Origin of the sequence: Mesorhizobium sp. YM1C-6-2 (assembly GCF_003666685.1) — a bacterium.
In the GTDB taxonomy this organism is placed as follows: Bacteria; Pseudomonadota; Alphaproteobacteria; order Rhizobiales; family Rhizobiaceae; genus Mesorhizobium_K.
This window is the reverse complement of sequence record NZ_RCIZ01000002.1, coordinates 43,823-63,373: the sequence shown is the minus strand read 5'-3', so window position 1 is coordinate 63,373 and position 19,551 is coordinate 43,823. Positions and strand designations below refer to the sequence as shown.

Below are 19,551 nucleotides of genomic sequence, written 5' to 3'. Positions count from 1 at the left end.
GGATCGCGAGGCGCCCGCCGCAATCGGCCTTTTCGAGAAATACCTGACCCTGTGGGTGGTCCTCTGCATCGTCGCCGGCATCGCGCTGGGCTACCTGGCACCGAGATTCGTGGGGATTGTCGCCAAGGCCGAGGTCGCACGCGTGAACCTGCCGGTGGCCGTCCTCGTCTGGCTGATGATCGTACCCATGCTGCTGAAGGTCGATTTCGCCTCTATGGCGAAGGTCGGAACCTACTGGCGCGGCATCGGCGTGACGCTCTTCGTCAACTGGGCCGTCAAGCCGTTCTCGATGGCGCTGCTCGGCTGGCTCTTCGTGGGCTGGCTGTTCCGACCGTATCTGCCTGCAGACCAGATCGAATCCTACATCGCCGGGCTGATCATTCTTGCCGCGGCGCCCTGCACGGCCATGGTGTTCGTATGGTCGGCACTGACGAAAGGCGAACCGAACTTCACCCTCTCCCAAGTGGCTCTCAACGATGCGATCATGGTCGTGGCCTTCGCACCGATCGTCGGCCTGCTGCTCGGCCTGTCGGCGATAACGGTGCCCTGGAGCACGCTGGTCCTGTCGGTCGTGCTCTACATCGTCTTGCCGGTGATCGTGGCGCAGGCGGCGCGGGCGCGGCTTCTCACGAGAGGCGGCCAGCCGGCGCTCGACAGGCTGCTTGCCACGATGCAGCCACTATCGCTGGCGGCGCTGCTCGCGACCCTCGTCATGCTCTTCGCCTTCCAGGGCGAACAGATCGTGGCTCAACCCGCCGTGATCGCGCTGTTGGCCGTGCCGATCCTGTTCCAGGTCTATCTGAATTCCGGACTGGCTTACCTCCTCAACCGGATCTCCGGCGAGCGGCACTGCGTCGCCGGACCGTCGGCGCTGATCGGGGCTTCGAACTTCTTCGAACTCGCCGTGGCTGCAGCCATCGCGCTTTTCGGCCTCCGGTCGGGCGCCGCGCTCGCGACCGTCGTCGGCGTGCTGGTCGAGGTGCCTGTCATGCTATCGGTCGTCTGGATCGTGAACCGTTCCAAGAACTGGTACGAGCGCACGCCCGCGGTCCGAAAGGGAGCCTGAGTCGGTGACGACAACGGTCTGTTGCCGGCAGAGAAGAGCAAGCGCCTTCAATCCTGCCGGGCGGGTCGACCAGCCTCAGCCGACGCCCTGGCGAAAGATCCGGGACATCGCGGCGTCAAGCCACCCCGCCCCCGCGGTACGGAAGGTCGCGCTGGGGGATCCCATCCCGGAGCAGGGGAATATATGGCTGCGCGCATGATCGGTCGTCAGCCAGGATCGGCAATTCCTTCGGTTTACCGATGCTGATGTCACACAGATCTTCCACGGCTCTATAGATAAGCTCCGGCCTGTCCACGACCTCGTCGTAGCATACCGACCGCGATATTCCGGGATATATCGTGGTGAACTGCGATATCATGCGTTCATACCATTCGATATGCTCGAACGAGGCTTCTCGGTCGTAAGAATAGCAGTGGCCTGTTTTATAGTGCTTCAGCATAAGGCTAAGCGCGGTGTCTTCGGGGTTCCGGGTCACAAAAAGGAAGCGGGCGTTCGGCAACGTGTCCGCCAACCAGGCGGCACGCCGTACGAGCCCCGGATTCGTGCTCGTGAGAATCTTTCGTCCGTCTCCACGCCGTTCGAGTGCTTCAAAATAGGCCACGCGGAAAAGCCTGCGCACGTCGTCCGAATTGTCCGAGTCGTCTGCATCGGCATCTGCGTCCGGAACGGCCGCGTTGCGCCAGGCAAAGGACAGTGCATCGCGCACCAACGGATCTTCCATTCCGCGACGCACGTCCTTGATCGTCGAAAGAGCAGATTCAACCACCGTTTTTCCCGAGCGCGATGTGCCGAGGATGAAAAGCAGCGTCGGTCGGGATTTATCCGCGTCGGCAGTCCGCGGGGAATGAGCCCGGAGCGAGGCCAGGGCACTCTCCTCGCGCGAACGCTCCGCGGCTCTCTCGTCCCTAACCCTCTCCCATACCTCGCAATTGATGTCCGCAAGCGTCGTCCAGGCCTCAGACCATTTTCCCGACAGGTGCAGCAGGCGACCTCTGGCGAAAGCGACGCCAATGCGGGCCTCGTCACTGAGATCCCGTGAGCTGATCCGGTCGAATTCCCGAAGGATGTCCGGACCAGGCCTGGAAAAGGTCAGGTTCGCGATCTTTACGAGCACCTCGGTACTGCGCCCCTCCCCGCGCAGCATGCCCTCAAGGAGCAGGCGGGCAGCAGCGGGATCACCAAGATTCTGGTATGCGTCAGCCAGGCCGATCCTTGCGTTACGGGAACCCTGATCGCGTAGCCTCGCGCCCAGGAATGCCCGCTTCGCAAGCTCGTACTCCTCCCTATGCAGGTAGATGTCACCCACGGCGGTCAACGTATCGACATCGAGAGTGCCGGAGAGGTCCTGCAGCGTTGCGTCCTCGCCGTACCGCAGATCGGCCAGAAGGTTTGCAAGGTCGCTGCGCGCAGCCAGATGCGCCGGCCTCTGTGCGAGCGCGGTCTGAAGGGCGACAAGCCCCTCGTTGCGGCGCCCCAGTGCGACAAGCGCGCTGCCTCGATTGTGGTATGCGTCCGGAAAAACCGGAAGCAGTTCAATCGCCTTGTCGAACTGCGCGAGAGCCGCTTCATGCTGACCCGACCGGTGCAAGGCATAGCCGAGATTGTTGCGGGCTTCAGGAAAGTCCGCCTTGAGGCTTACCGCTTTCTGATAGCTGCGAACCGCTGCCGGGAAATCGCCAAGGCCCGTGAGAACGAAACCCAGGAGGTGATGTGCGTCCGCGGACCCCTTGGCGCGCTTGACCAGCGCCCTCAGCGGAGCCTCCGCCTCGCTGAATCTTTTTTGCTGCAACCGAAGCCGACCCAGCGCCTCAAGCGCCCTGAGGTTGAAACGGTCACTGTTCAGGATACGCAGATAGACAGCTTCCGCGTCTCTAAGCCTGCGCTGCGATTGAAGGGCCAGGGCGAGGCGGAAATCGGTCTCGGATACCTTTGACGCGGGCACTTCAGCGTTCCGTCAGCATGTGTGCCGAACGCGCTAAAAAAGTCTGACCGAGTCGGCAATCCGAGCTGCGGTCAGACTGCAACGTTTTTCGAAGTATCAATACTTGTAGCTGAAACCGAAGAGGACCGCGGTCTGGTTCCAATCGACATCGATGTCGTCGCCACCGAGACCGAGATCGTAGCTTTCCTTGCCGAAATCCGTGTATCGAACCTCAAAGCGTCCTATCCAGTTTGGAGTAAACGCCTTTTCGACACCGCCGCCGAGAGTCCAGCCGGTATGGGTATTGTCGTCAGTTTCGGAGAACGGCGTGCCGAAACTCTGGCCGCGAGCATGCAGCTCACCATGTCCGACTGCTGCGCCGCCGGTCGCGTACAAAAGCCAGGTATCCACGGCATAACCTGCGCGAAGCCGCAGGGAAGCTTGCCAGTCGCTGTTGAAGCCCAGGCGGCCGTTTACAGCTCCGAACTGATACGAAAAGTCTGTGCTGCCGCTGATGTCGGCGTAGTCGATGTCACCCTCGATGCCGAAAACCCACTGCCCGGTCTGCCAGTTGTAACCGGCATGTGCGCCGCCGATGAAGCCGTCGAGGTCGAAGCGATCAGCGCAAACGCTGCCAACACACGACGAGAACTGCTGTTCGCTCTGGTTGTCGTTTTCGCGGCCCCACGAATAGCCGGCATGGAGACCGATATAAGCGCCGCTCCAAAGCAGCGGTTCGACTTCGGGCGCAACCTCCTGGACCACCATGTCGGCGGCGTGTGCCGCGACGGTGCTGGTGGAAAGCATCAGTGCGATTATCAGCTTCTTCATGTCGTCCCCCAAAGCATCATTCCGAATACAGAATTCGTATGCTTATCAGAAAGCGCACCCGCAGCACGCTTTCACCCAACCTATACCTGCAGCCGCTTCTGTCCGACAATCAATACTTACCCCTTAAGATATCTCCTCCATTCACCATGCATTCACGCATGATCACTCACATTTTCAACTGCAGTTGCTATAAAGCCACACCAAATCGAACCGCAAGTCTCCCTGCGATCCACCTGCGGAACTCATGATTCTCCATGCCGATCCAGTAGTGGGCGGTTCTGCCGAGGCGTTCCGGCTAATAAAAAATGCCCCGCCTTGAGACGGGGCATTTTCTTCAGTCGACGCTTGTGCGGCGCTTCAGGCCGCTTCTTCGGTCGCGACCGCCGCCGGCTTGGCGCGGAAGTTCAGCCGGTCGGAACCGGACGTGATCTTCACGGTCGAGTTGTCGCGGATCTCGCCCATCAGGATCTTCTCGGCGAGCGGATCCTGCAGCTCCTTCTGCATGACGCGCTTCAGCGGGCGCGCACCATAGGCCGGGTCGTAGCCCTTGTTGGCCAGCCAGTCGATCGCGTCCTTGTCGAGGTCGAGCACGATCTTGCGCTCTTCCAGGAGCTTCTCCAGCCGCTTGAGCTGGATCTCGACGATCCTGCCCATGTCCTGCCGGCGCAGCCGGTGGAACAGCACGATCTCGTCGACGCGGTTGAGGAACTCGGGCCGGAAATGCGCCCGTACCTCGTCCATGACGGGGCCACGCGCCGCATCGGCGTCCTGATCCTCGCTGAGACCGACCAGATACTGCGAGCCGAGATTGGAGGTCATCACGATCAGCGTGTTGCGGAAGTCGACCGTGCGGCCCTGGCCGTCGGTCAGGCGTCCGTCGTCGAGGACCTGCAAGAGCACGTTGAAGACATCCGGATGCGCCTTCTCGATCTCGTCGAAGAGCACGACCTGGTAAGGCCGGCGGCGCACCGCTTCGGTGAGCGCACCGCCCTCCTCGTAGCCGACATAGCCGGGAGGCGCGCCGATCAGGCGGGCGACCGAATGTTTCTCCATGAACTCCGACATATCGATCCGCACCAGCGCATGCTCGTCGTCGAACAGGAAGTCGGCGAGCGCCTTGGTGAGCTCGGTCTTGCCGACGCCGGTGGGGCCGAGGAACATGAACGAGCCGATCGGCCGGTTCGGGTCCTGCAACCCGGCGCGGGCGCGCCTGACGGCTTTGGATACCGCCTGCACGGCCTCGCCCTGGCCGACGACGCGCTTGCCGATCTCGTCTTCCATGCGCAGCAGCTTGTCGCGCTCGCCTTCGAGCATCTTGTCGACCGGAATGCCGGTCCAGCGCGAGACGATGTGCGCGACGTGGTCCGGCGTCACGGTCTCCTCGACCATGCCGCCACCCTTGCCGTCCTGCGCCTCGGCCTCAGCGAGCTTCTTCTCGAGCTCCGGGATCCTGCCATAGGCAAGCTCGCCCGCACGCTGGAACTCGCCCTTGCGCTGCGCGATGGCGAGTTCGTTGCGGGCTTCGTCGAGCTGGCCCTTGAGGTCGGCCGCGAGCCCTAGCTTCTGCTTCTCGGCCTGCCACTTGGCGGTCAGCGCGTCGGACTCTTCCTCGAGCCCGGCGAGCTCCTTCTCGATGCGGACGAGCCGGTCCTTCGACGCATCGTCCTTCTCGAGCTTCAGCGCCTCGGCCTCGATCTTGAGCTGCATGATGCGGCGGTCGATCTCGTCCAGCGCCTCGGGCTTGGAGTCGACCTGCATGCGCAGCCGCGACGCGGCCTCGTCGACCAGGTCGATCGCCTTGTCGGGCAGGAAGCGGTCGGTGATGTAGCGGTTCGACAGCGTCGCCGCCGACACCAGCGCGGAGTCGGAGATGCGCACCTTGTGGTGCTGCTCGTATTTTTCCTTGAGGCCGCGCAGGATGGAGATGGTGTCTTCCACGCTGGGCTCGTTGACGAAGACCGGCTGGAAACGGCGGGCGAGCGCGGCGTCCTTCTCGACATGCTTGCGGTACTCGTCGAGCGTGGTCGCGCCGACGCAGTGCAGCTCGCCGCGGGCGAGCGCGGGCTTCAGGAGGTTCGACGCGTCCATCGCGCCGTCCGCCTTGCCGGCGCCGACCAGCGTGTGCATCTCGTCGATGAAGAGGATGACGCCGCCGGCGGCCGCGGTGACTTCCGCGAGCACGGCCTTCAGCCGCTCCTCGAACTCGCCGCGATATTTCGCGCCGGCGATCAGCGCGCCCATGTCGAGCGCCATCAACTGCTTGTCCTTGAGGCCCTCCGGCACGTCGCCGTTGACGATCCTCAGCGCCAGGCCCTCGGCGATCGCCGTCTTGCCGACGCCGGGCTCGCCGATCAGCACAGGATTGTTCTTGGTGCGCCGCGACAGGACCTGGATGGTGCGGCGGATCTCGTCGTCGCGGCCGATGACCGGGTCGAGCTTGCCCGCGCGGGCGTCGGCGGTGAGGTCGCGCGCGTATTTCTTCAGCGCGTCATAGCCCTGCTCGGCCGAGGCGGTGTCGGCGGTGCGGCCCTTGCGCAGTTCGTTGACGGCCTGGTTGAGCGCCTGCGGGGTGACGCCGGCCCTGGAAAGGATCTCGGAGGTCTTGGCCGACTTCTCGACCGCGAGCGCGGTCAGCAGCCGCTCCACCGTGACGAAGCTGTCGCCGGCCTTCTTGGCCATCTCCTCGGCGGTGGAAAAGACCTTGGCGAGTGGCTGCGCCAGATAGAGCTGACCGTTGCCGCCTTCGACGCGCGGCAGCGCGTTGAGCGCCGTCTCGACGCCCATCTGCACGGCCTTCACGTCGCCGCCGGCCCGCGCGATCAGCGAGGCGGCAAGCCCTTCCTCGTCGTCGACGAGCACTTTCAGCAGGTGTTCTGGGGTGAATTGCTGGTTGTTGCGGGAGAGCGCCATGGTCTGCGCCGACTGTATGAACCCGCGCACCCTCTCCGAGTACTTCTCGATATCCATATCTTGTCTCCAATCCGTCTGCGGCCCGCTTCGCGGCACCGGTCAGGCAAAGTTGACGGACCCCCTCCTGGAGAGCCGGGTCCTAATGGAAATGGATATGGGTACTCCTCCGATTTTGCTCAAGACGCATCGGTCCCGACCCTAAACAAAAAAACGGCGGGGATTTCTCAATCCCCGCCGCCGGATCGTCATCGGAAAATCGGATGTTCAGCTGTCGGCGTCGACCAGCGTCGGGCCGCCGTCGCCCTGCTTGTCTTCCGCGGCCGGCTCCTTGGCAGCGGAGGCGCCGCGCGAAAGCGTCGCCGCGAGACCGTCGGACGCCGGCTCCTCGTCAGTGTTGGCTTCGGCGGGGCGGGCGCGTTCGCCGCGGCGCGGACGCCGGTTGCGGCGGCCCTCGGTGTGACCGTTGGCGGCGCGTCCGGGATTGCCCTCGGCTGCCTCGGGGTTGAGCGCAACCTCGGCCGGCATGCCTTCGATCTCCGGCTGCGGCCCCGAGCCGAGTTCGGCGGGAGCCTCGGCCTGCTGCGGCCGCGAATAGTCGCCGTTGCCATTGCTCTGGCCGGGATTGCCCTGGCCGCCCTGGCCCGGATTGGGCTGATCGACATTGCCCTGCGAGGCGCTGCCCTGCTGGGGGACATTGCCGACGCCCTCGAACTCGTCGCGCTCATCGTCGAGATCGTCGTCCGACGCGTCGCGCTGGTTCTGCATGTTCTGGATCGGCATCTGCGCCTGGGCGGCCGCGATGATGCGGTTGTAGTGCTCGGCGTGCTGCAGGTAGTTCTCGGCCATCACGCGGTCGCCGGAGCTTTGCGCATCGCGTGCAAGCTGCGCGTATTTTTCCGCAATCTGCTGCGCGGAGCCGCGGATCTTCACATCCGGACCGTTGCTCTCATAGTTGCGCGTCAGGGGGTTCGGCCCCTTGCGGTTCTGGTTGTTGTTGCCGCCACCATTGCGGCCGCGCATGCGCCTGTTCTGCTGTTGTGGCCTCATTAGACTCTCTTGGGTTTTAAAAAGCTCTGGATACGGGGCGCAGGTGCAGCCCGCCGTTCCATGTTGTTCTAACGGTGCTCGCCCGCGTTTGCGTCGGCGCCACGTTCATCCCGTTCCGGTTACGTATTAACTGCCGAACGATCCCCGTACGAAGCTAAAGCGTCGTTTCCGCAAGAAGGCAGCCTGTCGATCTGGAAATCCGGTTGGTAACAGCACTGCCTGCTTCGTCTCATCCGGTGCCGGGACCCTACCTGCATTCGCCATACTTGCCAAGCGGTTTTTGCAGCGCCGAAATCCCGTTATCCACGCCAGTTATCTAGGTTCGAAAACCAGCACCCGGTCGTGTCCGGCGAGATCCTTTCTCGCCTCCAGAGTCCGAAAACCGGCCGCCTCGAACAGGCGGGTTACCGCTTCCTTTTGCGTGTATCCGATCTCGACGGCCACCCTTCCGGCTGGTTCGAGATATGCATTCGCCTGCGCTGCAATCGTTCTGTAAGCATCGAGCCCATCGGCGCCGCCATCAAGGGCTCTCGCCGGATCGAAATTCCTGACCTCGCGCTGCAAGGTCTCTAGCTCTTTCGACGATATATAGGGGGGGTTTGCGACAATTACATGGAAGGGCCCCGAAATTTTTTCGAACCAGTCGGACCGGACCGGTTCGAAGCGTCCGGAAAGGCCGTTTTCCAAGGCGTTGCGCGCCGCGGTGGCCAGCGCATCGGCCGAGATGTCGACGCCGACGGCGGCAGCCTGAGGGACTTCCGCGAGCAGGGCCAGGGCTATCGCGCCCGTCCCGGTGCCGAGGTCGAGGATGCGGCAGCCACCTTCCCTAGCGGCACGCTGACGCAGGAATGGCAGGACCGCGTCGACCAGCGTCTCAGTGTCCGGCCGCGGCTCCAGAGTTTCCGGGGTGAGAAAGAACTTGAGCCCGTAGAACTCGCGAAAGCCAAGGATGCGGTGAACGGGCTCACCCGCCGCGCGCCGCGCAATGGCCTGCCGGACGGCGTCGGCCTTTTCCGGATCGACCGGCATGTCCGGTCTGCTGACCGCGTCGGCGCGGCTCGTCCCCGAAAAATGCTCGACGATGAGACGCGCGTCGAGCTTCGCATCGGCGATGTCCGCCCGGGCAAGAGCGGCGCGCGCCTCTCCATGGAGATCGGCGAGGGTCACGGAAGGTCCATCGTCCGCGCCGGTCACTCGCTCTCGGCCGCCAGGAGCTTCGACTGGTGGTCGGTGATCAGCGCGTCGATCACCTCGTCGAGCTCGCCCATCATCACCCGGTCGAGCTTGTAGAGCGTCAGGTTGATGCGGTGGTCGGTAAGCCGCCCCTGCGGGAAATTATAGGTGCGGATGCGCTCGGAACGGTCGCCCGAGCCGACCTGCAGCTTGCGCGATTCCGAGCGCTCGTCATTGGCGCGGCTGCGCTCCATGTCGAACAGCCGCGCGCGCAGGATCTGCATGGCCCGCGCCCGGTTCTGATGCTGCGATTTCTCCGCCTGCACGACCATGATGCCGGTCGGCAGATGGGTGATGCGCACCGCCGAGTCGGTCGTGTTGACGTGCTGTCCGCCGGAGCCCGAAGCGCGCATCGTGTCGACGCGGATATCCTCGGGGCGTATCTCGATGTCCACCTCCTCCGCCTCGGGCAGCACCGCCACCGTCGCCGCCGACGTGTGGATGCGGCCGCTGGCTTCGGTCGCCGGCACGCGCTGCACGCGATGCACGCCCGACTCGAACTTCAGCTTGGCGAAGACGCCCTTGCCCGAGACGCTGGCGATGATTTCCTTGAAGCCGCCGGCGTCGCCGTCGCTCGCCGAGACCACCTCCATGCGCCATCCCTGATCGGCCGCGTAGCGCTCGTACATGCGGAAGAGGTCGCCGGCGAAGAGCGCCGCCTCATCGCCGCCGGTGCCGGCGCGGATTTCGAGAATGGCGTTCTTCTGGTCAGCCGCGTCCTTCGGCAGGAGCAGGATCTGGATCTCGTGGCGCAGGCTGTCGATGCGTTCCTCGACGCCGGGAAGATCGGCCTCGGCAAGCGCCCGCATCTCAGCGTCGGTGCCCTTGTCGGCGAGCATGGCCTCCAGGTCGGCAAGCTCGCCTTCCGCCTTGAAAAGCTCCCTGATCCTGCCGGCAATATCCTGCAATTCGGAATATTCAGACGCCAGCTTCACATAGGCGTCGGCGTCCGGCCCCGCCGCCATCTGCGCTTCGAGCATGTCGAAACGCTTGACGAGCTGGTTCATTCGGTCGCGGGGGAGTGAGATCATCGACGCGCCTTATCGAAGATCGCGGGAAAGCTCAACGGCATCCTCGTTCGCAGTCAGGCAGAACAACCATCGCGTCAGCCAAGAACTTCTTCGCCGCATTGGAATACCGCGTCAACATCGAGCCACGAAAGCACGACCTTCCTCGCAACCCGTTTTTCCTGCTCGCGGCGATCCAAATCGCTCCAGATCGCCTGGGGACTCAGATCGGGCCGAGGAACTTTCGCTCTATCGGTTTACCGCCAGCGGAAGGCTCAGGGACAGGAAGACGGAATCGCCCTCCAGGTGATTTGTGGCATTGAACTGGTGATAATATCTCAACCGGGTCGAGACTGGCGCTTCGCCGATGTGGAAATTGTAGCCTATCTGCGCGCCTATGCCCGCTATCTCCCCCTTGAAATCGCCGAGGATCGCGGCGATCGCCGGCGGCGCCTCATCCGCCGTCAGCTGCTTGTAGTAGTAGCCAACGAGCCCTGCCGAAAAACTTTCGGTCAGTTGCTTGGTGATCGCGCCTTCCCAGTGGAATTCATTTCCGGTCCTGTAGTTGGTCGCCTGGTTCTCTGCGTTGAAGGTGAACCCGATAGTGTTCGAGACATCGATCCCCCATTCGGGATTGAGCCAGGTGACGGCCATTTAGAAGTCCGCGGCAAGCCTGTGACGAGCGACGTTGGCAAGCGCACCCTCCGTGTAGTCGCCAACCGGAAAATAGCCCGTGACGCCGGATTGTATGTGGAAATTGCCGCTGTTCCAGCCAAGGAAGGCGGCCAGGGCAGGGTCGCCGAACGTCGTCACGCTGTCGCTGGCTTCCACGAACGGGTTCACGAACCCTTCGACGGCGGTACGGCCAAACGGAGTCGTCGCGGAAAAGCCGAGCCTGGCGCCCATCACCTCGGCTTCTGTCACCCAAACCACCGTTGGAATGTTGACGATGACGCTGGCATCAACGCCGGCAGCGAGCACACCACCGTCAAGCTCGACGAGGCCGGCCAAGGATCCGTCGTAGATGAAAAGCTGATCCGAGAAAAACACCCCCGGAGGCGGGGTGAGACCGGCGCCGCTGCTGCGCAGCCCGAGCACGTAGACGCCAGCGCCACCTTCCGCTGCATGGAGATCGACGCCCGGATAGAGGCAGCCGAGAGCAAGGGCGGTCGCACAACCGAAACGGATTTTCATGTTTCTTCAGCACTCAATCTTGGCGCACCCGCCTCGGCCACCAGGGTTTCGACGGGCTGCTGCAAACGTTGAAACAAGTTCTGAAAACAGGCTTGGTAACTCGTCGACTGGTCGCGACGTCCCATGCAGAGCACGGACCGGCCGGCGAATTCCTCGACGGGTATCCTCAATCCTTCACGACGGTGTTCTTGACGATACGGCCGTCCTTCATGATGACCAGCAGGTTCTTCGCGGGGTCCGCAAGCAGCCCGATCTGGGCGATCGGATCACCGTCGACCAGAAGCAGGTCCGCGAGTGCACCGACTTCGACGACGCCAAGCCTGCCCGGATAGGGATTGCGCCGATCGGACAGCGCCAGCAGCTCGGCATTGTCCGCGGTCGCCATCTTCAGCACCTCCGCCGGCGTGTACCACCGTGTCATTGTTTCGAGCTGCGACCCCTGCCGTGCGGCCCGCGCGGCATCGAACAGAATGTCGGTGCCGAACGCGACCTTCACACCATGCTTTCGCGCCAGCTCGTATGCCCTGTCGGTACCGGCATGGATCTCGGCCGCGCTTGCCTGTCGCTCGGGATCCGCATGTTGGTTCGCGTTCTCATCGCCGACGAATGGCTGGAGGCTCCACCATGTGCCTTTTTCCGCCATCAGCTTGACGGCGTCTTCATCGGCGAGCTGGCCATGGTCGATGACCTTTGCGCCGGCTTCGATCGCGTTGCGTATCGCTTCCGGCGTATAGGCATGCACCGTCACATAGGTGCCCCAGTTTGCCGCCGCTTCGACGGCCGCCCGGATTTCGTCGACGCTCAACTGGAACGTGTCGATCGGTCCATAGGGCGACGATACCCCGCCGCTGACGGTCAGCTTGATCTGGCTGGCCCCTTGCAGCAATTGCTCCCGGGTGCGCTTGCGAACCTCGTCCGGCGAATCGACGATTGCCGACATGCCCATACGCTCCGGGTAGCTCAGGACGCTAGGCGTCGCCGGCAAGTCGGACAGCATCCGGAAATCCCCGTGACCTCCGGTCTGCGAGATCATCGCCCCTGACGGCCAGATGCGCGGCCCGGGCATCACGCCCCTGTCAATCGCCATCTTGAGGCCGAATGCCGGCCCACCCAGATCGCGAACACTGGTGAAACCGCGCATGAGCGTCGACTCGGCTTCGGCTCCCGCCAGCAACGTTATGAAGGGGAACGGCGCAGTCGACGCCATCATCATCGAAGGCCGGACCATGAACGTATGCCAATGCGCATCGATAAGTCCGGGCATCAGCGTTCGGCCGTCGCCCGCGATTCGTGTCGCCGCTGCATCCGTACTGATCGGTTCGGCCGAAATCCTTGCGATCTTGTTCCCTTCGACGAGCACGTTCATCGGCTCGGTCAAGGCAGCGCCGTCAAAGATGCGCACGTTGTCGAAGACCACCGCACCCGATGGGGAACTCTGAGCCTGCAGGGGAGAAGCCGTGAACAGCACCAGTAAGGCGCTCGCGAGCAACGCACCAAGTCTGCCAGTCATTCTTTACTCTTGCCCCCAAGCATTCGGCGCGGTCGAAATCGACGCTTTTGGCAGGCTTACACACGCCCGATACCGTTGCAACCACTTGTTGCAGAACGGCTGTGCCAAGCGCACTTTGGGAGCTCCCGGCAAGACATCGCGGAGCGTCCCACTCACCTCGGCAATCAGGGCAGTCGACGATTTTAAAGCGGAATCCCGCGATCGTCGGCGAAGGCCTGCAAGAGTGCCCGCATCGGCAGGTTGGCGGCGTGGCCGGCGAGATTTTCCTCGAAGAATTTCGTCAGTTCGCCGACCGGCAGTTCGGCGAGCATCGCCTTGACCGGGCCGATCGAGGCCGGCGACATCGAGATGGACCGGTAGCCGAGCCCGATCAGCGCCATCGCCGAGATCGGCCTGCCGGCAAGCTCGCCGCAGAGCGTGACGGGCGTGTGGTTGCGGATACCGGCGTCGGCAACCTGCTTCAGCACCCTGAGGAACGGCACCGACAGCGTGTCGAAGCGGTCGGCAAGCTGCGTGTTGCCGCGATCGGCCGCCATCACGAACTGGAACAGGTCGTTGGAGCCGACCGAGACGAAGTCGACCGCCTTCATCAGCTCGTCGAGCTGCCACAGCAGCGCCGGCACCTCGAGCATGGCGCCGAGCTTCAGGCTGGTCGGCAGGTGATGGGCGAAGCGCGACAAATGCCGCACTTCCTTGTCGATGATCTCGCGCGCCTGAGCGACCTCGGACAGCACGGTGACCATGGGCAGCATCAGGCGTAGCTCGCGCCCGCCCGCGGCTTTCAGCAGCGCCCGGATCTGGGTGCGCAGGAGGCCGGGCCGGTCGAGGGTAAGGCGGATCGCGCGCCAGCCGAGCGCCGGGTTTTCCTCATGCGCCAGGTTCTTGAAGTAGGGCAGGATCTTGTCGCCGCCGATGTCGATGGTGCGGAAGGTCACCGGCTTGCCCTTCGCGGCGTCGAGCACGTCGCGGTAGAGCCCTTCCTGCGCCTCGGCGCGCGGGAAGGTCGAGGCGACCATGAACTGCAGCTCGGTGCGGAAGAGGCCGATGCCCGCCGCGCCCGATTCGGCGAGTTGCGGCAGGTCGACGGCAAGCCCGGCATTCATCATCAGGTCGATGCCGACGCCGTCCCTGCTGACCGAAGGCTTGTTGCGCAGTTCGCGGTAGAGTTCCTGCCGGCGCGCCCGGAACCGCACCTTCTCGGCATAGGCGGCTTCGAGGTCGGATTGCGGCCTGAGATGGATCGTGCCCTCGTCGCCGTCGACGATGATCGCGTCGCCGTTTTCCGACATGGAGACGGCGCCCTTGACCTGGCCGGCGACGGGAATGCCCACCGCGCGCGCCACGATGACGACGTGACTGGTGACGGTGCCGTCCTCCAGCACCAGCCCGCGCAGCTTCTCGCGCGGATAGTCGAGCAGCTCGGCCGCGCCCATCGAGCGCGCCACGATGATGGCGTCCTTGGGCAGCGCCGCCGCGACGTCGTCCGGGCCGCGGCCCATCAGCATGCGCAGCAGCCGGTTGGCGAGATCGTCGAAATCGCTCATCCGCTCGCGCAGATAGGGGTCGGTCATGTGCAGCATGCGCGCGCGCATGTCGCTCTGCACCTTCTCGACCGCCGCCTCGGCGGTGAGGCCGTTGCGCACCGCTTCCTCCAGCCTGCGCACCCAGCCCTGGTCGTTGGCGAACATGCGGTAGGCTTCGAGCACCGCGCGATGCTCGCCCTCGAAGGCGACGTCGCGGCGCGACAGCATGTCGTCGATCGACAGGCGCAGCGACCCCAGCGCCTGCTCCAGCCGCCGCATCTCCTCGTCGCTATCCTCGTTGAAGAGGTTGGTGACGACGATGCGCGGCTCGTGCAGCACGACATGGCCAAGCCCGATGCCGTCGTTGAACGAGATGCCGGTGAAGCTTGCCGGGCGGCGAAGATCGAGCTCCAGCCCCGGCCGGGTCAGGTGGGCAAGCTCGCCGGCCGCGATCATCTCGGCGATGACCATGGCGGCGGTTTCCAGCGCCTCGACCTCGTCGTCGCGATACTGGCGCTTGGTGCGGTTCTGCACCACCAGCACGCCGAGCGTGCGCCCTGCCCTGAGCACCGGCACGCCGAGGAAGGAACTGTAGATCTCCTCGCCTGTCTCGGGCAGGTAGGCGAAGGCCGGATGCTGCTGGGCTTCGGAGAGGTTCAGCGCGCGGGCGCTGGCCGCGATCGTTCCAACCAGGCCCTGGCCCAGACGCAACTGGGCAAGGTGCACCGATTCGCGCTTCAGGCCTTCGGTGGCATAGAGTTCGAGCACCGAATCGGCGCGCAGGACATAGAGCGAGCAGACCTCGGCCACCATGTTCTGGGCGATGTCATGCACGATGCGATCGAGCCGCTCCTGCGGCGCGAGCGCCTCCGCCATCAGCTCGCGGAGCCGTTTCAACAGGACGCGCGGGCCTGCGGCCATGTCACGCATAAAGCGGCTCTCCCTGGGCGCAGAGGGTTCCGCGCCCGAACACCCCACTACTGCCGGAAAAATCCGGCGGACACCAGAGTACGCCAGTGCCGTTCGATTTCGAAATTCGCCCGGGGCGCAGTATCGAAATCAAACGAGCTTCGAAATCACGATCCTAGGGTCTGTTACTGCTTATCCAGCCCATAGACGGAATGTAAAGTCCGCACCGCCAATTCCGTGTACGGCCCGTCGATCAGGATCGAGATCTTGATCTCGGACGTTGTGATCGCCCGGATGTTGATCCCCTTCTCGGCAAGCGCCTTGAAGGCGGTGGCGGCGACGCCGGCATGGCTTCGCATGCCGATGCCGATGACCGACACCTTGGACATGCCCTCGTCGTGCTGGACGACGTCGAATCCCACGGTCTGCTTGACCTTGTCGAGCACGGCGAGCGCCTTGACGACGTCGCCGGAGGGCACGGTGAAGGTCATGTCGGTCGATTTGCCGTCCTCGGAGATGTTCTGGACGATCATGTCGACATTGATGTTGGCCTCGGCCAGCGGCCCGAAGATGCCGCCCGCCACGCCCGGCCGGTCGGCCACGCGCCTGAGCGATATCTGGGCTTCGTCCTTGGCATAGGCGATACCGGTGACGACCTGCTGTTCCACGATTTCATCCTCGTCGCAAATAAGCGTTCCGGGCGGGTTCAGGAAATCGCCCATGCCCGGCGCATCCGGGTCCTCGAAGGAGGATCGCACGAAAGTGCGCACCTTGTGCACCATGGCAAGCTCGACCGAGCGCACCTGCAGCACCTTGGCGCCGAGCGAGGCCATTTCGAGCATTTCCTCGAAGGATATCTTAGGCAGGCGCCGCGCCTTGGGCTCGATGCGCGGGTCGGTCGTGTAGACCCCGTCCACGTCGGTATAGATGTCGCAGCGGTCGGCCCTGACGGCGGCCGCGATGGCGACGGCGCTGGTGTCCGAACCACCGCGGCCGAGCGTCGCGATGCGGTTGTCCGGCGCAATGCCCTGGAAGCCGGCGATGACCGCGACCTGGCCTTCGCCGAAGCGCTGCATCATCAGCGAGCCGTCGATCTCCTCGATGCGCGCCGCGCCATGGGCATTGTCGGTTCGGATCGGGATCTGCCAGCCCTGCCAGGAGCGGGCATGGACGCCCATCGACTGCAGCACCAGCGCCAGGAGCCCCGACGTCACCTGCTCGCCGGACGCCACCACCGCGTCATATTCGCGGGCGTCGTAGATGTTGAGATTGGAGCCTTCGGCCTTCGAGGCTTCCTGCACCCAGCCGACCAGCTCGTTGGTCTTGCCGGCCATCGCAGAGACCACCACGGCGACCTCGTGGCCGGCATCGACCTCGCGTTTGACGTGGCGCGCTACGTTGCGGATGCGGCCGATGTCGGCCACGGACGTACCGCCGAATTTCATAACGATGCGCGCCATGGAAAGCGTGTGCCCCGTGTCGAACGTTCCGGGCTCGCGGAAGCCTTGGAGGATTGGCCCTGTGCGTTCCGTTTTTGGCGGAACGCTGGGGTGCGGTGGCCTCATAGCCAAATCCCCCGCGATCCGCAAGAAGGCCCGTTTTTATCGTCCTCGACGCCGCTGGCGCCGGAAGCCCAGTTGAAATAGCATCTCCCGCAGCCGGATAAGACGCAGCGCCAGACTGCCCGGCGAGGGAGGAAAAATGCAGATCGGCAAAGCAGGGCCGGCCGTCACCTCCATTTGCGAGGCTCATGCGGACCGTATCGAGGTGCGCGGCCGCGATCTTACGCGCGACCTCATGGGCCGGGTCGGCTTCACCGACTACTTCCATTTGCTGCTCACCGGCCGCGAGCCGACCGAAAACCAGCGCTTCTTCCTCGACCTCCTGCTGGTGGCCATCGCCGAGCACGGCCTGGTGCCCACCGTCCAGGCGGCGCGCATGACGCTTGCCGCAGATCCCGGCTCGCTTCAGGGCGCCCTTGCCGCCGGCATTCTGGGCGCCGGGCCGGTCATCCTCGGCACCTCGGAATTGTGCGCTAGGCTGCTGGTCGAGTTGCGGGAGAAGGAAGGCGATCCGCGCACAGTGATCCGCGAGACGCTTGCCGAGATCCACGCATCGGGCGGCAAGCTGCCGGGCTTCGGCCACCCCATCCACAAGCCGGTCGACCCGCGCGCCGAGCGCATCCTCGCATTGGCGTCCGAGCGGGGTGTCGCCGGCCGGCACGTGCGGCTGGCGCTCGATATCGGCGCCATCGCCCCGGAAGTCTGGGGGAAGCCGCTGGTCATGAACGTGTCGATGCCGATCGCCGCCGTGCTGCTCGACCTCGATTTCGCGCCTTCCATGGTCAAGGCGATCCCATTGCTCGGCCGCACCGCCAGCTTGCTTGCCCACCTCGCCGAGGAACGCGAAACACCGATCGGCTTCACCATGGCGGCAAACGCCGAGGCGGCCGTCGCCTATCGCCGGCAGGGAGATCGGTAGACATGTTCGACCGGGCGACCGAGACATTGCCCTGGACCGAGCAGCAGGCGGCCGACGACGCCAGTTTCCGCGGCCAGATCGCCTATCTTTTCGAACGCTCCGCCTTCTATCGCGAAAAGCTGGCCCGTGCCGGCTTCCCCGATGCCGGCTCGATCGACGGTCTGGCGGCCATCGCCTCCCTCCCCTTCACCGAGAAAAGCGAGATCCGCGCTTCGTGCACCGCCGAAAATCCGATCGGCGCGCATCTGTGCGTCGAGCGCTCCGAACTGGTGCGCATCTTCTCCACCAGCGGCACCACGGGCACGCCGAGCTATATCCCACTCACCCGCGGCGATCTCGACAATTGGGAAACGACTTCGGCGCGTTCCTATTCGACGGCCGGACTGCGGCCGGGCGACACCGTCGTGTCGACCTACAATGCCGGCCCGTTCGTGGCGGGTGCGGTACTCGGCGCCTTCGACCGGCTGGGCGTCTGCCATGTGCCAGTCGGCACCGGCAACACCGACCGGCTGATGATGGCAATCCGGCTGCTGCGGCCCACCGCCGCGGTGCTGACGCCCTCCTACGCCTCGCATCTGATCGAATGGGCGGCGGAGAGGAATTTCGACCTCAAGGGCTCTTCGGTCACGCGCGTGATCGTCGGCGGGGAACCCGGCGGCGGCGAACCTGCCATGCGCGCCCGGCTCGAGGAAGGCTGGGGCGCCAGGGTCACCGAGGCGATGGGCATCGGCGACATCGGCGTCTCCCTGTGGGGCGAGTGCGAGCACCAGGACGGGATGCATCTGGGTGGCCGGGGCATCGTGCATGCCGAGCTCGTCGATCCTGACACGGGAACCGTGATCGAGATGGAAGACGGCGCGCGTGGCGAGCTGGTGCTCACGCATCTGCGGCACCGGGCCGCGCCCCTGCTGCGCTTCCGCAGCCGCGATCATGTGCAGGTCTGGACCTCACCCTGCCCCTGCGGCCGCACCGCGCCGCGTATCCGCTGCATCGGCCGCACCGACGACATGCTGATCGTGCGCGGCGTCAACGTCTTCCCGACCGCCATCCGCGAGATCGTCGCCGAGTTCCGGCCGGCCGTCAGCGGGCTGATCCTGGTTGCGCCGAAAAGCCAGGGCGTCAAGCAGGAGCCGCCGCTGCCCATCCAGGTCGAACTCGAACGCGACGGCGAGCCATCCGGCGACCTGGCGGGGGCAATCGCCCGGCGCATCCGCGAAGCGCTCGTCTTCACCGCCAGCGTCGAGCTTGTCCCGTTCGGTTCGATACAGCGCAGCGAATACAAGTCCAAGCTCGTCCAGCACTAGGAAAGGCGAAGGAGATGCAGAAGCTTCAGAGCCAGGGCGTCCATCACATCACCCTCGTCGGCGCCGACCGTCAGACATCGATCGACTTTTGGGAGGGCGTGCTCGGCATGCCCTTCATCTTCGACCAGCCGAACCTCGACAAGGCGAGCGAGAGCCATCTCTATTTCGACCCCGGCGACGGCCGCCTCATCACCGTCTTCACCGACGAGACGCGCAAGCCCGATCCCTCTCGCACCTCGACCGACATCGGCGCGGTGCATCACATCGCGTTCTCGGTATCGCGGGTGACGTTCCTGCAGGCGGTGGCGCGGCTCGACGAGCGCGGCATCAAGCACAGCGGCGTCAAGGATCGCGGTTTCATGGATTCGATCTATTTCCAGGATCCGCTCGGCCTGCTGGTCGAACTCGCTTCCTACCGTTTCGAGCCGCCGGCAGGCTTCACCCATGCCGACGTTCTGATGGAGGCGCACAACATCCGCGTGGCGCGCGGCGACTACAATATCGCCGAGCCGCATCTGGCCGACGCCATCCAGGCGCTTGTCGAACGGTCGCGCGCGACACTGTCGCCGGACCGCGGCGCCAGGAACCCTTACTGAGATTTGCCAACGAGTGGGA

The 19,551-nt window shown here is 64.5% G+C and carries 13 protein-coding genes and 1 pseudogene; 4 read left to right on the top strand and 10 right to left on the bottom strand.

The window, feature by feature from the left end:
- The first annotated feature begins 22 nt into the window (after window positions 1–22).
- Window positions 23–1,066 (top strand): ACR3 family arsenite efflux transporter, encoded by a 1,044-nt coding sequence (gene arsB / locus D8676_RS05225; RefSeq protein WP_121580417.1) that lies wholly within the window; start codon window positions 23–25, stop codon window positions 1,064–1,066.
- A 115-nt stretch (window positions 1,067–1,181) separates the two neighbouring features.
- On the opposite strand, the gene D8676_RS05220 is transcribed toward arsB, so the two are convergent.
- The 10 genes and pseudogenes from D8676_RS05220 to D8676_RS05170 all read right to left on the bottom strand — a co-directional run bounded on the left by D8676_RS05220 (window position 1,182) and on the right by D8676_RS05170 (window position 16,611).
- Window positions 1,182–3,008 carry a tetratricopeptide repeat-containing sulfotransferase family protein gene (locus D8676_RS05220; protein WP_121579816.1) on the bottom strand — a complete coding sequence of 609 codons (1,827 nt, stop codon included), beginning with the start codon at window positions 3,006–3,008 and terminating at the stop codon, window positions 1,182–1,184.
- 96 nt (window positions 3,009–3,104) lie between these two features.
- Window positions 3,105–3,818 carry an outer membrane protein gene (locus tag D8676_RS05215; RefSeq protein WP_121579815.1) on the bottom strand — a complete coding sequence of 238 codons (714 nt, stop codon included), beginning with the start codon at window positions 3,816–3,818 and terminating at the stop codon, window positions 3,105–3,107.
- 357 nt (window positions 3,819–4,175) lie between these two features.
- Window positions 4,176–6,785, bottom strand: a complete 2,610-nt coding sequence (gene clpB, locus D8676_RS05210; protein WP_121579814.1) for an ATP-dependent chaperone ClpB — start codon at window positions 6,783–6,785, stop codon at window positions 4,176–4,178.
- A 207-nt stretch (window positions 6,786–6,992) separates the two neighbouring features.
- Complete coding sequence (locus D8676_RS05205; RefSeq protein WP_121579813.1) at window positions 6,993–7,775, bottom strand: DUF4167 domain-containing protein; 783 nt, start codon at window positions 7,773–7,775, stop codon at window positions 6,993–6,995.
- Between the two features lie 312 nt (window positions 7,776–8,087).
- Complete coding sequence (gene prmC / locus D8676_RS05200) at window positions 8,088–8,942, bottom strand: peptide chain release factor N(5)-glutamine methyltransferase (protein ID WP_121580416.1); 855 nt, start codon at window positions 8,940–8,942, stop codon at window positions 8,088–8,090.
- A gap of 23 nt (window positions 8,943–8,965) precedes the next feature.
- A complete protein-coding gene (gene prfA / locus D8676_RS05195; protein WP_121579812.1) occupies window positions 8,966–10,039 on the bottom strand; it encodes a peptide chain release factor 1 in 1,074 nt (357 codons plus the stop codon).
- Window positions 10,040–10,264: 225 nt separating this feature from the next.
- Window positions 10,265–11,209 (bottom strand): annotated as a pseudogene (locus tag D8676_RS27625) (transporter).
- A gap of 166 nt (window positions 11,210–11,375) precedes the next feature.
- The gene (locus D8676_RS05180; RefSeq protein ID WP_121579809.1) at window positions 11,376–12,719 is read right to left on the bottom strand and encodes an amidohydrolase family protein; all 1,344 of its coding nucleotides are present in this window, start codon (window positions 12,717–12,719) and stop codon (window positions 11,376–11,378) included.
- A gap of 182 nt (window positions 12,720–12,901) precedes the next feature.
- Complete coding sequence (ptsP, locus tag D8676_RS05175) at window positions 12,902–15,172, bottom strand: phosphoenolpyruvate--protein phosphotransferase (protein WP_121579808.1); 2,271 nt, start codon at window positions 15,170–15,172, stop codon at window positions 12,902–12,904.
- Window positions 15,173–15,336: 164 nt separating this feature from the next.
- Complete coding sequence (locus tag D8676_RS05170; RefSeq protein WP_121579807.1) at window positions 15,337–16,611, bottom strand: aspartate kinase; 1,275 nt, start codon at window positions 16,609–16,611, stop codon at window positions 15,337–15,339.
- 241 nt (window positions 16,612–16,852) lie between these two features.
- On the opposite strand from D8676_RS05170, the gene D8676_RS05165 reads away from it, so the two are divergent.
- The 3 genes from D8676_RS05165 to D8676_RS05155 are packed head-to-tail and all read left to right on the top strand — an operon-like array spanning window position 16,853 to window position 19,532.
- Complete coding sequence (locus tag D8676_RS05165) at window positions 16,853–17,632, top strand: citryl-CoA lyase (RefSeq protein ID WP_121579806.1); 780 nt, start codon at window positions 16,853–16,855, stop codon at window positions 17,630–17,632.
- A gap of 2 nt (window positions 17,633–17,634) precedes the next feature.
- On the top strand, window positions 17,635–18,936 hold the full coding sequence (locus D8676_RS05160; protein WP_121579805.1) for an AMP-binding protein: 1,302 nt from the start codon (window positions 17,635–17,637) through the stop codon (window positions 18,934–18,936).
- Between the two features lie 14 nt (window positions 18,937–18,950).
- The gene (locus D8676_RS05155; protein WP_121579804.1) at window positions 18,951–19,532 is read left to right on the top strand and encodes a VOC family protein; all 582 of its coding nucleotides are present in this window, start codon (window positions 18,951–18,953) and stop codon (window positions 19,530–19,532) included.
- Window positions 19,533–19,551 lie beyond the last annotated feature (19 nt).